Below are 15,315 nucleotides of genomic sequence, written 5' to 3' on the forward strand. Positions count from 1 at the left end.
ACGCTACCTCGTCGCATCGGGCGCGCCTCCTCGAATGCGGGTAACGATCAGCGCCGCTTCCCGATCGTTGCCGGGCTTTATGGCGCATGACGGCCAACGCATATTCCATGCCGGAATCGAACCACCGTGCGCATCGTTCGCCGACAGAAGCTCGTCGGCACGCGCCGCGCGGCGCGGCACGCGGCTCATGCGTGTCACGGCCGTGACGGCTGCGCCGCGGCACGTGGGACATACTGTGTCACTCGCCGGTACGAAGCGTGTCCGTCGCGCAGCAGGCAGCAACAGAACGCCCGAACCTGCGGCGCGAGCGCCTGACTGGCCCGTCAATTGCAGCGCGTCATACGGTTAGCGGCGGTTCCAACACGTGCGGAGCAACGGTCATGGCAAACGCAGAACAGGTCTATTCCGACGAGGAGATCCAGCAACGCCTCATCGGTCCGCTACAGCACTGGTATCTGGAAGAGGGCTGGCTGCGGCGTAAATATCGCACCGAGGGCTGGAAAGGAACCTTGATGGTCGTGAACGCGGTGGGCCACCTCGCGGAAGCCGCCTGGCATCACCCGGATCTCACGGTCTCCTATGCATTCGTGACCGTGAAACTCAAAACGCATTCCGCCAAAGGCATCACGGACAAGGACTTCGCGCTCGCCAGCAAGATCGAATCGTTCATTCAGTGGCAACCGGCAACCGAAGGCGGCCCGCTCGAAGGCACCCCGACCGACGATCAGCGCTTCCGCTACATCAAATACGACAAGCCGAAAGACCCCGGGGCCGACTGATCCCGGTGTCGCGCTACGAGCCTGGTACGGCTTTCGCTTGAAGTCCCCCGCCGGGCCGCCGCGCCGCGGTACGCGCCCTCGTCACGGCGGCCCACCAGGTAGGTCCGCTGATGCACGGCAACTCAAGCACGAACAAGGACACTCGCGATGCAGCTTCACGTTCGCCGCCTTCCGCCTCAAGCCACCGTGACGGTCGACGCGCCCGCGCGGCTGCACCTGGGCTTTCTCGATCCGAACGCCTCGCTTGGACGCGCGTTCGGCAGTCTCGGGCTGGTCGTCGATGGCGCCGGCACCCGCGTCGAAGCGCGGCTCGCCGAGCGCGACCGGATCGACGGTGCGGCGACCGATGCGGAACGCGAGCGCATTGCGATCTGTCTGGAACGTCTGCACGCCGCCTACGACCCGACGCCCGTTGCGATCGAAGTGGTCCGCACGCCGCGCGCACACAGCGGCCTGGGATCGGGCACGCAACTCTCGCTCGCCGTGGGCAGCGCCTTTGTTCGTCTGCTAGGCCATGTGGCCACGAGCGCCGAGCTCGCCAGCCTGCTCGGACGCGGCGCGCGCTCGGGCATCGGCGTGCTCGGCTTCGATTCCGGCGGCCTGCTGGTGGACGGCGGGCCGTCCGGCGATCTGCATCCGGGCGTGCCGCCTCTGCTCGCGCGCCAGCCGTTTCCGGAAAGCTGGCGCGTGCTGCTCGTCAGCGACAACGCTCGCGAGGGCCTGCACGGTGGCGAAGAACGCCGCGGTCTCGCCGCGCTCGCCCCGTTCCCGCAGCAACTCGCCGCGCACCTGTGCCACCTCGTCCTGATGAAGATCCTGCCGGGCGCCGCGGAACGCAACATCGTGCCCTTCGCGTACGGCCTGACGGAGATGCAGCAGACCATCGGCGAGTACTTCGCGCCCGTGCAAGGCGGCGTGTTCGCGAGTCCCGATGTCGAGCGCGCGTTACGCGCCGTGGCCGCCGAGCGAACCGCGGGCATCGGCCAGACCTCGTGGGGACCGACAGGCTTTGCGATCGTCGCCAACGCGCGCGAGGCCGAGGCCGCGCTCGCCACGGCGCGCGCGGCGACGCGCGGTCTGCCTCACATCGAATGCACGGTGGTGGCGGGACGCAATCGCGGCGCGACGGTGCGCTCCGTCGAAGCGCGGCAGCCGCAGCGTATCGACGCAGCATGACGCGCCCCGGCCTCGCACTGCTGCCTGCCGATCCGGCAGCGAGGCAGCCGCGGATAGCCCACGCAGCCATGAGCCATTCCCTCGCGCCTTCATGAGAAACGTCACTGAAACGAGCCTCCTGCCATGTCCGACACCACTGAAAAACCCGCTGAAAGGCCTTATATCCTGCACATGTTCACGGCCACGCCGCAGATGAGTCCGTTCGACGTGAACATGGCCGCCGACGCCGGCTACCAGATCATCGTGCCGTATTGCAGCGTCGAGGCGGGGATGGTCGCGAACCTGACTCAGGACGCGATTTTTTCGCGTGGTCCGAAGGGCGTGTCGCGCACCGGCATCTTCATCGGCGGGCGCGACGTCATGCTCGCCGCCGACATGCTCGACAGCGCGCGCAAAGCGATGGTCCCGCCGTTCGAAGTCTCCGTGTTTGCCGACCCAAGCGGCTCGTACACGACCGCCGCCGCGCTCGTCGCACTGGTCGAGCGGCATCTGGCCAAGGCGTTCGGCATGGAACTGGGCGGCAAGCGCGTGCTGATTCTCGGCGGCACCGGCGCGGTCGGGCGTGTGGCGGCGGCTATGGCGGCCTCGCTCGGCGCCGACGTGTCGATTGCGAGCCACACCGACCAGGCGCGCGCGGCGCATGTCAGCGACGACATCAACCGGCGCTTTGGCATCGTGACCAAGGGAGTGAGCACGGCGACGCCGGCAGACCTGCGCGCGGCATTGGGCGAGGCCGAGATCGTGCTCGCCACCGCCATCGCCGGCGTGCAGGTGGTCCGCACCGACGACCTCGCGCATGCCCGGCATCTGCTGATTGCCGCGGATGTGAACGCCGTGCCGCCGGAAGGCATTGCGGGCGTCAACGTGATGAACGACGGCAAGCCGATCGAAGGCGCGCCGACGGCTGGCGGCGCGATCGGCATCGGCGCACTCGCGATCGGCAATGTCAAATACCAGGTGGAGCATCGCCTCTTCATCCGCATGCGCACGGGCGGCAAGCCGGTCTACCTGGGTTTCCCGCAAGCCTTCGACGAGGCCCGCGCAGTCGCGGCCGGCCTCGGATGAGCGCGCTTCGTTGCGCCTGCGCGCTACACCTGACCCTGCCCGAGTCGCCATGAAGCCGCACCCATCGCTACCGCCTGCGCCGTTCGTCGCCGTGGCGGGACTGTCCGCCCGCATGCTCGCGCAGTCCGCCGCGCGCGCGGGTCTGCGCGTCGCCGCGCTCGATGTGTTCGGCGACCGCGACACTCGCGAAGCATCGGAGTTGTGGTTCGACATCGGCGGCGGCCCGTTGTCGATCGACGCCGAGCGGCTCGCCGCGGCGCTCGAACGTACCGCGCGTTTGCCGGGTCTCATCGGCTGGATCGACGGCAGCGGGCTCGAACCGTTGGTCGCGCGGTTGTGCGGCATGCCTCACCTGCCCCGCTTCATCGGCAATCCTGTGGAAGCGAGCGCCGCAGTGCGCGAGCCTCGACGTTTTTTCGCGCTGCTGGACGCGCTGGATATTGCCCATCCGCCGGTCGTGTTCGCGCCGCCCGCAGCGGCGCACGGCTGGCTCGTCAAACGCGCGGACGGTTGCGGCGGCACGCATATCGAACTGGCCACGGCGTTCAGCGATCCGCGTGCTCCCGCGCAAGTCTATTTCCAGCGCCGGCGTGGCGGGCGTTCGCTGTCGGCGCTGTTCATCGGCGCCCGCGGCCACTCGCGTGTGCTCGGCTTCGCTGAGCAACTCACCTGCGAAATGGGCAATCTGCCCTTCGTGCATGCCGGGTCGATCGGTCCGATCGACCTGCCGCTGACCGTCCAGGCGCGCGTGCATGCGGCCGTCGCCGCGCTCTGTGCGCAGACCGGCCTCACGGGCATCAATAGCTGCGATTTTCTGCTCGACGGCGACGCGTTCGAACTGCTCGAAATCAACACCCGCCCCTCGTCGACGATGACGCTCTACGAAACCGCGTCGCCGCATGCATGGCCGCGCGGGCTGCTCGCGTGTCATATCGAAGCGTGCCGCCACGGCCGCCTGCCGGCCGCGCCAACGCCCGCGGCAGCACCGTGGCGTGCGGGTCAACAGGTGTTGTTCGCGCCGCGTCCGTTCGCCGTCTCCCAGTCCTTTAGCGACGCGTGTCTGCGCGATCCGCGCTGCCGCGACGTGCCGATGCCCGGCACGCGCATCGAAGCCGGCCAGCCGGTCTGCACGCTGCTCGTGCGCGCGGCTTCGGTAGACGCGGTGCGGTGTGCGCTCGACGCGCAGCGCGCGCTCGTTCTGCAACGAATCGAAACCTGCCGTGAGCCCGACTATGCCTTCATCCAATGCCACTCCTGATGCGCCCCAGCCGCCGCTCGCCGGTGCTGCCGCGCTGAGCGTCAACGCGCTCAGCGAGCGTCTCGTCAGCCGTCTGGTCGACGACGCCGCGCGCTTCGGCGCGGCCGTCAGCCATGCGCAAAACGGCACCGTGCTCGTCGACGCGGGCGTCGTGGCGCCCGGCAGCGTCGCGGCAGGCGTGCTGATCGCGCGCATCTGCATGGGCGGGCTTGGCCACGTCACCGTGCGCGAGAGCCTTGATGCGCAGCCGCTGTGGCCCAGCATGATCGAAGTGCGCACCTCGTGGCCCGTGCTGGCCTGCCTCGGCAGCCAGTACGCCGGCTGGAGCCTGTCGGCGACCAAAGAACAGACCGGCGGCAAGAAATTCTTCTCGCTCGGCTCGGGACCGGCGCGGGCGCTGGCCGTGAAGGAGCCGCTGTTCGCCGAACTCGGCTACCGCGACACGCATGAGCGTGGCGCGCTGGTGCTGGAGGTCGACCGCCTGCCGCCGCAGGTCGTGATCGACAAGGTGCTGCGCGACTGCGGCCTCGCGCCTGAGCGGCTGACGCTTGTCACCACGCCGACACACTCTGTCGCGGGAACGGTACAGGTGGTGGCGCGCGTGGTCGAAGTTGCGTTGCACAAAACGCATGTGCTCGGCGTCGCGCTGGACGAAGTGGTGGAAGGCGGCGGTTCGGCGCCGCTGCCGCCGCCCGCGCCGGACGGCATTCAGGCAATGGGGCGCACCAACGACGCAATCCTGTACGGCAGCCGCGTGCATCTCACCGTGAAGCACGATGCAGTGGCCAGACGGCTCGCCGCGGAACTGCCCGCTTCCACCTCGCGCGATTACGGCCGCCCATTCGCGGACATCTTCACGTCGTTCAATTACGACTTCTATCAGATCGATCCCGCGCTGTTCGCACCGGCCGAAGTGTGGGTGAGCAGCCTTGAAAGCGGCGCGACGTATCACGGCGGGCGCGTCGACGCGGCGTTGCTGCATGACCAATGGAGCGGCAAGCCATGAGTTTCCCCGCGCCTTGCGCAGAGCCCGTCGATCCGCAAGCGCCCCTGCGCATTGCGATCATGAGCGACGAAACGGGCTGGCACACCGGCCGCCTGAAAAAGGCCTTCCGCGCGCGCGGCGCGCAGGCGCGCTGTATCGATCTGGCGGACTGCCGGATCGATACGACGTGGGAGCCGCATGGGCTGGTGCTGCCGGGCTTCGGCCACACGCTGCCGGACGCGGTCTTCGTGCGCGGCATCGCCGGCGGCACCTTCGAACAGGTCACGTTGCGACTGGGTATCCTGCATGCGCTGCGCGAGTCCGGTGTGCCGGTGTACAACGACGCGCGCGCGATCGAGCGCAGCGTCGATAAATCGATGACGAGTTTTCTGCTGCATCGCAACGGCGTACCGACGCCCGCGACATGGGCCGGCGAATCTGCGGCATTTGCGCAGCGCGTGCTGATGCGCGAAGCAGCGGCCGGACGCCAGGTGGTACTCAAGCCGCTGTTCGGCTCGCAAGGCCACGGGCTCAAACGGCTCGGCGCGGGCGGCGCCCACCCCGGCGCGCTGGCGCCTCTGCCTTCGCTCAAAGCGTATCGGCAGGTGGCGTATCTGCAGCGCTATATCGAAGGCGGCCGTCCGGGTTTCGACTGGCGCGTGCTGGTGATCGGCGGCCGTGCCGTCGCGGCGATGCGGCGCGTCGGCGGCAAGGGCTGGATTCATAACTTCGCGCAAGGCGCCGCGTGCGAAGCCGCCGAGCTCGATCTGCCGCTCGCGCAAACCGCGGTGCGGGCCACCGAGGCGCTCGGACTCGACTATGCGGGCGTCGACCTGATCCCCGATCCACACGACGCCGCCCGGCCGCTCGTACTCGAAGTCAACGGCGTGGCGGCATGGCGCGGCCTGCAGTCGGTCGCGTCGATCGACATCGCGGCGGCGCTCGCCGACGATCTGCTCCTGCGCAAGCTGCCCGCGCAGCGCCGCGCCGTCGGCGAGTCCGGCGAGACCCGCGAGGCCGCCGTCGTGGCGTTGCACAGACGTCATGGCTGAGCCGCCCGGTTGCGTCGGGTTCGAGCAGGTTCACGCCGCTTTCCTCGCGGCCTGCCGGCTCGATGTGGAAACGCCCAAGCCGGGCAACGTCAGCGTGCAAAGCGCCGGCCACGGCATGCGCGCAGCCCAGTTCATCGCCAGCGCGGCAGTCGCCGCCGACGCGCTGCTCACACGCGGCGCGCCGGTCGGTCAGCGCGTGCTCGATGCGGTCACTCGCACGCGCGACGCGGTCGGCTGCAACACGAACCTTGGCATTCTGCTGCTGGTCGCCCCGCTCGCGGCGGCGCTGGAGGACACCGCGCGCCCACTGTCGGCCGACGCCTGGCGCGCGGCGACCGCGCGCGTGCTCGCGCGGCTCGACATCGACGACGCTCGCCTCGCGTATCGCGCGATTGCGCTCGCCAATCCCGGCGGTCTCGGCGAGGCCCCCGAGCAGCCGGTCCACAGCGCGCCCACGGTCAATCTGCGCGACGCGATGACGCTCGCCGCCGGGCGCGACAGCATCGCCCGTCAATACGCGGAAGGCTTTCGCGACATCTTCGAAACCGGTCTCGCCGCGTTTCGCGAAATGCCCGCAGATCAGCCGCGCAGCGCCACGCTCCATGTGTTTCTCACCTTCCTAGGCCATTGGCCCGACTCTCACATTGTGCGTAAGCAGGGTGTCGCGGTGGCGCAGAGTGTCACGCTTGCGGCACGCGAACGGCACGCGCAATGGCGGCATACCCTCGCGCAAAAGCGCCCAGATGCAGCAGCGCAACCGCTCGATGCATGGGACGCCGAACTGAAGGCGCGCGCGATCAACCCCGGCACCAGCGCGGACCTGACCGTGGCCACGCTGTTCGTCGCCGGCTGCCTCGCACGTGCCTGCAATGGCGGCCCGATCCCACCGCAGCAACGCGAACCGCGCACTGGCACGGATCCTGTTAGTTAGTGCCACCGTGCATCAACCGGCCGTCCGGCGATCGGGCAACAGGATCGCCACCGGCGGCATGTCAGTCAGCAAGTCCGTATTCCACTCATCGGAGGAACAGAATGGCCAAGATCAATCGCGTGCTGATAGGAGAGTCGCTCGTCGGCGACGGCAACGAGGTCGCACACATCGACTTGCTGATCGGACCGCGGGGTTCGGCTGCGGAAACCGCATTCTGCAATGCGCTCACCAATAATAAGGATGGCTTCACATCGTTGCTCGCCGTCATCGCACCGAACCTCCTCACCAAGCCGAACACGATCCTGTTCAACAAGGTGACCATCAAGGGCGCCAAGCAGGCCGTGCAGATGTTCGGCCCAGCGCAGCATGCCGTTGCGCTCGCTGTCGCGGACAGCGTCGAGGACGGCACGATTCCGAAAGACGAGGCGGACGATCTGTTCCTGTGCGTCGGCGTCTTCATTCACTGGCAGGCGGACGACGACAAGAAGATTCAGGAGTTCAACTACAAGGCCACGCGCGAGGCAATCCAGCGCGCTGTCGCCGGTGAACCGAGTGCCGCGGAGGTCGTGGCGAAAAAGGGCAGCGTCGCGCATCCGTTTGCACCGAACTGAGGGTGCGCGAGTTCGCGTGGATGCGACAGGAGCCCGCCGTTGCGCGGGCTCTGAGCTGAAGCGCAAACCCTTTGATAGAGGCATGAGATGACCATACGATGTCGTGCGCTGGCGGCCTGTGCCTGCGTCGCGCTCGCGGTGCCGCTCGCCTGGGCGGACGGCGACGCGCCCACGGCGCAGGCCCCGGCGGGAGGCTACAGCTACCCGACGCAGGGACGCGTCGAATACGTGTTGAGCTGCATGGACGACAACGGACACGATTTCGTGAACGTCTATAAATGCTCGTGCGTGATCGACAAGATGGCCACCGCGCTGTCCTACGACGATTTCGTCGCCCAGTCGACGTTCTCGAAGTACGCAACCCTGGGCGGCGAAGGCGGCTCGGAGTTTCGGGTCGATCACGCGAAAGCACAGACGAAGAAATTCCGCACGCTGCAGACCGAGGCCTATCACAGTTGCGGACTGGGCCCCGACAAGACGGCGTCGGCGAAATAGTCGACCGTGTGACGCACAGCATGAGGCAAGCGGCGCCGGCAACGGCGCCGCTTGCCTTCTTTTGCGCTCAATTCGGAATCAGCCCTGCCCCGAGCGACGCATAACCCACGAGCCCTGTGGCCGCTTGCTGCATATCGCTACGCTGCCGCTCGATCTGCACGCCGACGGCCGACACGTCATCGAACTTGGCGGGTTTGGCGAGCGCAACGCGCACCCAGTGAGCGCCGAAGTCCGTAATCAGCAGACGCGCCACCGCTTCGGCGAGCGCTTCGAGCAGCCGCACGCCGTGCGAGGCGAGCAGCGCATGCAGCGCACTGCGAACCGCCGCATAATTTATCGTGTCCTCGATGCGATCGGTCGTGCACGCACGAATCGAGGGAACCCCGATTGCGAGGTTCATTCTTACCGGCTGCAGAACATGTTGCTCGCTGCTGTCGATACCGATAATCGTCTGACCGACAAAGTTTTCGATAAAGACGATGTCCATGCGCCCGGACAGCGTACCGGCAGAGAGCGAACCGGACGGGGCAGTGGCGCCCGGCGCGCCGGCAGCGGAGAAACTGGCAAGGCGAACGGCATCGATACGGTCCATGATGTTCTCCACCGCAGTGCGGCAAATAATGGGCAAACGAGTTAGCAGACGGGATTCGGGTAAACACAAAAGGGTAAACACAAAGCAGATCATGGGTGACAGGACGCGAAGCACTCTGCACCAAACCTGCAACAACCTCCGCGCCGCCGGCGAGCGCGAAGCGCCCGCAACGGCATGGCATTGATAAAAGCAAAAATCGGGCACGCCATGTAGGGTTATTGCGACTTCTTATTGAACGGCCGCGACATCCGGCGTACAGTTTTAAGCCGACGCCTTGTTACAAGGGCGAATCACTCAGTGCGCATACGGACAGCAGAAGCCGCAGCGCGAGGGGAAGACAGTATCGATAAAGCGGCACTCGTGACGCGCATGGCGAAGCAGAGCACCCGCAACGCAATGCGAGCCGGCGCGCACGAACTGACGCAACGGAGACAGGCCCCATGTCGTTGCTCGCTGACAGCACTCTGCACGTCCGTGAAGTTCTGAACGTCGTCAACCATCAATTGGCCACGCGCCCAACGAGCGAGCCCGTCGCTCAATCGTGGGCGCGCTGCATGAACGAATTCCGGCTCGACCCTTCCCGTTTTGTCACACCGCCTGTCCTGACAGACTACGAACTAAGTTCGCGCCGCGAGGCAATGGGTGATCTGATCGCCTGTTCGAAGCTCGAAATGACCACGCTTTATCAGCAACTGGCCGATCCCGAACTGGCGGTCGTGCTGGTCGACGCGGGCGGCATGATCGTCCATCAGGTTTCGTCGGTGCCTTTCGCCGAGGCAGTCGCCGCGGACGGCTTTCGCGTCGGCGCGTTGTGGAGCGAGCGCGAGGCCGGCACGAACGGCATGGGCACGTGTCTGGCCGAGCGCGACTGCATCGCCGTCTGCCAGCACGAACATTTCTATCCGCGCTATACGTCGCTCACCTGCTCCGCCGCGCCGATTTTCGATGACCGCGGCGAGATTGCCGGCGTGCTGGACGTAACGAGCCGCTCGAAGCTGTTGCAGCAGCATTCGCTGGTGCTGGTCGGCATGTCGCGGCAAATGATCGAGAACCGTCTGCTGGATGCGCGCTACCGGCACGCGAACATGATTCATTTCCACAGCCGCCCGGAATTCGTCGGTACGCTGCACGGCGGCAAACTGGCGGTAGCGGACGACAGCACGGTGCTCGCCGCGAACCGCAGCGCCCTCTTCCAGCTCGGCTTTCGCACGCTCGGCGAATTGCGCGGCCGGCGTATCGAGGAAGCCTTCAATGCGTCGCTCGAAGACATGATCGCGCGCAGCATTCGCGGGTCGTTTCATCCGGTCACCGTGTACAGCGCGAACGCGACCAACCGCTTCTTCCTTGTCGCGCAGACGCCGCAAAACAGCGCGGAGCGCGGCACGCGGGTGGTGGTGTCGGCGCCGGCCGCGCGCGCCAGCGCCGCTGACAAACGGCCGGCGCCGGCGAGGCTCGACGAAATCGCACACCTGGAGTTCGGCGACCCGCGCATGGCTTCGCAAATCCAGCTCGCGGCGCGCGTGGTCCAGCGCAAGATCCCGATCATTCTCAGAGGACAAACGGGCACCGGCAAGGAAGTCTTCGCGCAGGCGCTGCATAGCATCAGCCCGCACGCATCGGGCCCGTTCGTGCCGGTGAATTGCGCATCGCTGCCCGAAAACCTCATCGAAAGCGAACTGTTCGGCTATCGTGCCGGCGCGTTTACCGGCGCCCAGCGCGAAGGGCGGCGCGGCAAGATCGTGCAGGCCAACGGCGGCACCCTCTTTCTCGATGAAATCGGCGACATGCCGCTCTCGTTGCAGGCGCGGCTCCTGCGCGTGATCGAAGAACACGAGGTCACACCGCTCGGCGCGGAAACGACTATCAAGGTGGATTTTCAGCTCATTAGCGCAAGCCACCGCAATCTGCTCGAACTCGTGCATGGCGGACAGTTCCGCGAGGATCTGTACTACCGGCTCAAGGGCGTCGAACTGAATCTGCCGCCGCTTTCCGAACGGATCGACAAGCTCGCGCTGATTCATCATCTGCTCGAAAACGAGTCGGACAACGATCCGCCCGAATTGACGCCGGAAGCCGAGCATGCGTTACTGACCTACGCGTGGCCCGGCAATATCCGCCAGTTGCGCCACGTATTGCAGATGGCCATCGCGCTGTGCGACGGACAACCGATCCGCTGCGAGGATCTGCCTGTCGAAATCACGCAACGTGGGCCGGAAACCGGGCTGCCAGTCGGTTCGCGCACGGCGGCGGTGGACTTCGAGCCGCATCCGGCCGACGAAGCGGATCTCTCCTCGCTCAATGCGATTCAATTGAACGAACGCGGGACTGTGCTCACGCTGCTCGACGAGCATCGCTGGAACGTCAGCAACGTTGCCAAGGCGCTCGGCATCAGCCGCAACACGCTGTACCGCAAGATGCGCCGGTTGCATATCCGTCTGTCTCACGACGGCTCGGCGCTGGACGGATTGCCGCCTGACGATTCGCCATCCGAAGAATCGCCGCCCTTCACCGCATGACCCAGGCGCCTGCTCGCAATCTCGCGGACTTCAAGCCCGATGCGCGCTTCGCGTGGTGCGTAACCGGCTCCGGCCATCTGCTCGACGAGTCGATTACGCTCGCACTGGAGTTGCCGCGCGCCGACCTGTTCCTTTCCGCAGCCGCGGAAGAAGTCCTGCCACTCTACGGCTGGCCGTTGCCGAGGCTGCGCAAACACTTCCGCGTGTTTCGCGACAATAGCGCGAGCGGCGTGCCGGTCGGCATGCTCTATCACGGCATGTATCACACGGTCGTGATCGCGCCGGCCACCAGCAACACCGTCGCCAAATGCGCGTTCGGCATCTCCGACACGTTGCCCACCAATATGTACGCGCAAGCCGGCAAGCAATGCATTCCGGGCATTGTCTTTGCATGCGACACCGAACCGACCGTGGTCACGCAGAGCCCGAACGAATGGGTCGAACTGCGTCCGCGGGCGATCGAACTCGACAACGTTGAGCGCCTGTCCCGCTTCGAATACACGACGCTCGTCCGCTCGCTGGACGAACTGAAAGCGGCGCTCGGTGAACGCCTGTCGACATTCGATCTCACATGAAACAGCACCCACGCTCCGTACGTTCTCAGCTTCCCGAGCGGGAGTCGATACATTTGGGGCAGCCCCGCGCGTACTGACATGGATCACATTGTCTTCCTGACTGGCCGGCTCGCCGAAAAGAGCCTGATCCGCGTGCTCGAAAGCATGGCGCCCACGCCATTCAGTTGGGAAATCCGCGAAATCGGCCTGCAGGTCGCCGCGCTCATGACGGCGGACCTGATCCGTCGCCGGGTGCCTGCGCCACTCGTCGCGCAGCGCGTGATCGTGCCCGGTCGCTGCCGTGGCGATCTCGCTGCGCTGACCGAACACTACGGCGTGCCGTTCGAGCGCGGCCCGCAAGAGGTCAAGGATCTGCCGCAATTCTTCGGCCGCGAGGCGCAGCCGTTCGATCTGACGCGTTACGAGACCGACATTTTTGCCGAAATCGTCGATGCGCCACGCCTCGATCTGGACGGCATCGCCGCGCGCGCGCGCGAGTATGCCGCGCAGGGCGCCGATGTGATCGACATTGGTTGCCTGCCCGAAACGCCGTTTCCGCATCTCGAAGACGCGGTGCGCCTGCTGAAAGACCAGGGGTATCGTGTCAGTGTCGATTCGATACGCAGCGAGGAATTGCTGCGCGGCGGCCGCGCGGGCGCGGATTATCTGATGAGCCTGAATCTCGATACGCTATGGATTGCGGACGAGGTGCCGTCCACGCCCATCCTCGTTGCGCGCGAGCCGGGCGATCCGGCCTCGCTCGACGCCGCGATCGAACTGCTCGCCGCACGCGGACGCGCGTTTCTCGCCGACCCGATTCTCGATCCGATTCCGTTCGGCCTCGCCGCATCGATTGCGCGTTATGTCCGGCTGCGCGAGCGCTACCCGGACATCGCCATCATGATGGGCATCGGCAACGTGACCGAGTTGACCGAGGCCGACACCAGCGGCATCAACGCGGCCCTGCTCGGCATGGCGGCGGAGCTTCGCGTGAGCGCGGTGCTCACCACGTCCGTCAGCCTGCATGCGCGGCGCGCGGTGCGCGAAGCCGACGTCGCTCGCCGGGTGATGCACGCCGCGCGCGAGGCGCAGGTGCTGCCCAAGGGCATCGACAGCGATCTCGCTACCGTCCACGCCAAACGCCCGTTTCCGTACAGCGCCGCCGAAATCGACGAGTTTGCGCGCGACGTGCGCGACCCTAACTTCCGCGTCCAGGTCAGCGCCGACGGCATTCATGTCTACAACCGCGACGGTCATCGCCTGGCAGGCGACCCGTTCGCGCTCTACCCGCAGTTGCATCTCGAAGCAGACGGCGGCCACGCGTTCTATATGGGCGTCCAACTCGCGCGCGCCGAGATTGCATGGCGGCTCGGCAAGCGTTTCGATCAGGATCAGCCGCTCGATTGGGGCTGCGCGGTCGAGCGGCCCGAACAGGATCTCGCGGCATGGCGTGCGCCGGGCGAAACGATGAAGAAGCGCTGAAGACGAAAGCCGGCGCGTCGAGTCATCGCGCCATCGCCAAAGCGTCGGCGCCTTCGTTGTCTTCGTTCACGTGCTCGAGTTCATCGCGCATCGTGCCGATTGCCTGTGCATAGTCACCCGCACCGAACACAGCCGACCCCGCCACGAACACGTCCGCGCCCGCCGCCGCGATTCGTGCGATGTTCGCCGCCTTCACGCCGCCATCCACCTCGATCAGCAACAGCCGTCCCGTTCGCTGCATCGCCGCATCGACCCGTTCGCGCAAGACCCGCAGTTTATCCAGCGTTTCCGGAATGAACGCCTGCCCGCCAAAACCCGGATTCACCGACATCAGCAGCACCACGTCGAGCCGCTCGATCACATGGTCGAGCACCGCGAGCGGCGTAGCCGGATTGAGCGCGAGTCCGGCGCGCGCACCGCTCGACTTGATGAGCTCGATGGTCCGGTGCACATGCAGCGACGCTTCCGGATGAAAGCTGATCGTATTCGCACCGGCTTCGGCAAAACCGGCCACGAGCGAATCGACGGGCATCGTCATCAGATGCACGTCGATCGGCACGGACGTATGCGGGCGAATCGCCGCGCACACGAGCGGCCCGACCGTGAGGTTCGGCACGTAGTGATTGTCCATCACGTCCAGATGAATCCAGTCGGCACCGGCTGCCGTGACGGCGCGTATTTCGTCGGCAAGGCGGGCGAAATCGGCGGACAACAACGACGGGGCTATCAGGAAATCGCGCATGGCCGTCTCCTTGCGAACAGGTCAATGGTTCAGTGGTAACGGCGCGCCATCGCATCGAGCGGCAGCGGCTTGATGCGCGACGCCTGGCCCGCGCAGCCGAACGCCTCGAACCGTTCGACGCAGATCGCGCTCGCCGCCGCCGTCGCCGCCTTCAACGCGGCGCGCGGGTCGAACTCGGCGCGTGCATTCGCCATCGACTTGCGCATCGCGCCGCTCATCGCGAGCCGGATGTCGGTGTCGATATTGACCTTGCGCACGCCATGCGCAATGCCGCGCTGGATTTCCTCGACGGGCACGCCATACGTGGTGGGAATCTCGCCGCCGTATTCGCGGATCACCGCGAGCCACTCCTGCGGCACCGAAGACGAACCGTGCATCACGAGATGCGTGTTCGGAATCCGCTCATGAATTTCGACGATCCGGTCGATGGCCAGAATATCGCCGGTCGGCTGACGGCTGAATTTGTACGCGCCATGCGACGTGCCGATTGCAATCGCCAACGCGTCGACGCCGGTCGCCTCCACGAAAATCTGCGCCTCGCGCGGATCGGTGAGCAGATCGTCGCGCGAGAGCTGGCCTTCGGCGCCGACGCCGTCCTCTTCACCCGCCGTGCCGGTTTCGAGTGAGCCGAGACAGCCCAGTTCGCCTTCCACGGAAACGCCCACTGCGTGCGCCGCCTCGACAACCCGGCGACTCACATCGACGTTGTACTCGTACGCGGCGGGCGTCTTCTGGTCGGGCAGCAAGGAGCCGTCCATCATCACCGACGTGAAGCCCGAGCGGATCGCCTGTTGACACACCGCCGGGCTCGCGCCGTGATCCTGGTGCAGCACGAGCGGGATATCCGGATGCGCTTCGAGCGCCGCGAGCACGAGATGGCGCAGATACGGCTCGCCCGCATACTTGCGCGCGCCCGCCGACGCCTGCAGGATCACCGGGCTCGAGGTCGCCTCGGCGGCCTGCATGATCGCGTGGATCTGCTCCATGTTGTTGACGTTGAAGGCGGGCACGGCGTAGCCGTGCTCGGCCGCGTGGTCCAATAGTTGCCGCAGTGCTATGAAGGCCATCGCAAACTCC

Annotated in this window: 15 protein-coding genes; 12 read left to right on the top strand and 3 right to left on the bottom strand. The window is 66.3% G+C overall.

The features are described from left to right. Nucleotides 1–380 precede the first annotated feature (380 nt). The 9 genes from NE850_RS33985 to NE850_RS34025 all read left to right on the top strand — a co-directional run bounded on the left by NE850_RS33985 (nt 381) and on the right by NE850_RS34025 (nt 8,352). Nucleotides 381–779 (top strand): 4a-hydroxytetrahydrobiopterin dehydratase, encoded by a 399-nt coding sequence (locus tag NE850_RS33985; RefSeq protein ID WP_007176336.1) that lies wholly within the window; start codon nt 381–383, stop codon nt 777–779. Nucleotides 780–926: 147 nt separating this feature from the next. Further along, complete coding sequence (locus tag NE850_RS33990) at nt 927–1,955, top strand: beta-ribofuranosylaminobenzene 5'-phosphate synthase family protein (RefSeq protein ID WP_310699962.1); 1,029 nt, start codon at nt 927–929, stop codon at nt 1,953–1,955. Nucleotides 1,956–2,078: 123 nt separating this feature from the next. Then, on the top strand, nt 2,079–3,020 hold the full coding sequence (locus tag NE850_RS33995; RefSeq protein WP_007176334.1) for an NAD(P)-dependent methylenetetrahydromethanopterin dehydrogenase: 942 nt from the start codon (nt 2,079–2,081) through the stop codon (nt 3,018–3,020). Nucleotides 3,021–3,069: 49 nt separating this feature from the next. Then, the gene (locus NE850_RS34000; protein ID WP_007176333.1) at nt 3,070–4,278 is read left to right on the top strand and encodes an ATP-grasp domain-containing protein; all 1,209 of its coding nucleotides are present in this window, start codon (nt 3,070–3,072) and stop codon (nt 4,276–4,278) included. Next, a complete protein-coding gene (gene mch, locus NE850_RS34005; RefSeq protein ID WP_165187840.1) occupies nt 4,253–5,284 on the top strand; it encodes a methenyltetrahydromethanopterin cyclohydrolase in 1,032 nt (343 codons plus the stop codon). The genes NE850_RS34000 and mch overlap by 26 nt, the downstream gene beginning before the upstream one ends. Further along, the gene (locus NE850_RS34010) at nt 5,281–6,315 is read left to right on the top strand and encodes a RimK family alpha-L-glutamate ligase (RefSeq protein ID WP_310699963.1); all 1,035 of its coding nucleotides are present in this window, start codon (nt 5,281–5,283) and stop codon (nt 6,313–6,315) included. Before mch ends, NE850_RS34010 begins: the two co-directional genes overlap by 4 nt. Next, nucleotides 6,308–7,246 carry a triphosphoribosyl-dephospho-CoA synthase gene (locus NE850_RS34015; RefSeq protein WP_007176330.1) on the top strand — a complete coding sequence of 313 codons (939 nt, stop codon included), beginning with the start codon at nt 6,308–6,310 and terminating at the stop codon, nt 7,244–7,246. The genes NE850_RS34010 and NE850_RS34015 overlap by 8 nt, the downstream gene beginning before the upstream one ends. Nucleotides 7,247–7,347: 101 nt before the next feature. Continuing rightward, entirely contained in the window at nt 7,348–7,857 is a 510-nt protein-coding gene (gene fae / locus NE850_RS34020; protein WP_007176329.1) for a formaldehyde-activating enzyme, read from the top strand. Nucleotides 7,858–7,944: 87 nt separating this feature from the next. Further along, nucleotides 7,945–8,352 (top strand): hypothetical protein, encoded by a 408-nt coding sequence (locus NE850_RS34025; protein ID WP_007176328.1) that lies wholly within the window; start codon nt 7,945–7,947, stop codon nt 8,350–8,352. Nucleotides 8,353–8,419: 67 nt separating this feature from the next. Here NE850_RS34025 and NE850_RS34030 read toward each other — a convergent pair whose 3' ends face one another. After that, nucleotides 8,420–8,944, bottom strand: a complete 525-nt coding sequence (locus tag NE850_RS34030) for a dihydroneopterin aldolase (protein WP_007176327.1) — start codon at nt 8,942–8,944, stop codon at nt 8,420–8,422. Between the two features lie 440 nt (nt 8,945–9,384). Between NE850_RS34030 and NE850_RS34035 the strand changes: the two genes are divergently transcribed. The 3 genes from NE850_RS34035 to NE850_RS34045 all read left to right on the top strand — a co-directional run bounded on the left by NE850_RS34035 (nt 9,385) and on the right by NE850_RS34045 (nt 13,496). Beyond that, the gene (locus tag NE850_RS34035) at nt 9,385–11,460 is read left to right on the top strand and encodes a sigma-54-dependent Fis family transcriptional regulator (RefSeq protein WP_007176326.1); all 2,076 of its coding nucleotides are present in this window, start codon (nt 9,385–9,387) and stop codon (nt 11,458–11,460) included. After that, entirely contained in the window at nt 11,457–12,035 is a 579-nt protein-coding gene (locus NE850_RS34040) for a flavoprotein (protein WP_007176325.1), read from the top strand. The genes NE850_RS34035 and NE850_RS34040 overlap by 4 nt, the downstream gene beginning before the upstream one ends. A 78-nt stretch (nt 12,036–12,113) precedes the next feature. After that, nucleotides 12,114–13,496 carry a DUF6513 domain-containing protein gene (locus NE850_RS34045; RefSeq protein WP_310699965.1) on the top strand — a complete coding sequence of 461 codons (1,383 nt, stop codon included), beginning with the start codon at nt 12,114–12,116 and terminating at the stop codon, nt 13,494–13,496. A 22-nt stretch (nt 13,497–13,518) separates the two neighbouring features. On the opposite strand, the gene rpe is transcribed toward NE850_RS34045, so the two are convergent. Beyond that, on the bottom strand, nt 13,519–14,238 hold the full coding sequence (rpe, locus tag NE850_RS34050; RefSeq protein WP_007176323.1) for a ribulose-phosphate 3-epimerase: 720 nt from the start codon (nt 14,236–14,238) through the stop codon (nt 13,519–13,521). 29 nt (nt 14,239–14,267) lie between these two features. Next, entirely contained in the window at nt 14,268–15,305 is a 1,038-nt protein-coding gene (gene fba, locus NE850_RS34055; RefSeq protein ID WP_007176322.1) for a class II fructose-bisphosphate aldolase, read from the bottom strand. Nucleotides 15,306–15,315: the final 10 nt, after the last annotated feature.

The organism is Paraburkholderia sp. USG1, from assembly GCF_031570135.1.
GTDB lineage: Bacteria > Pseudomonadota > Gammaproteobacteria > Burkholderiales > Burkholderiaceae > Paraburkholderia > Paraburkholderia dioscoreae.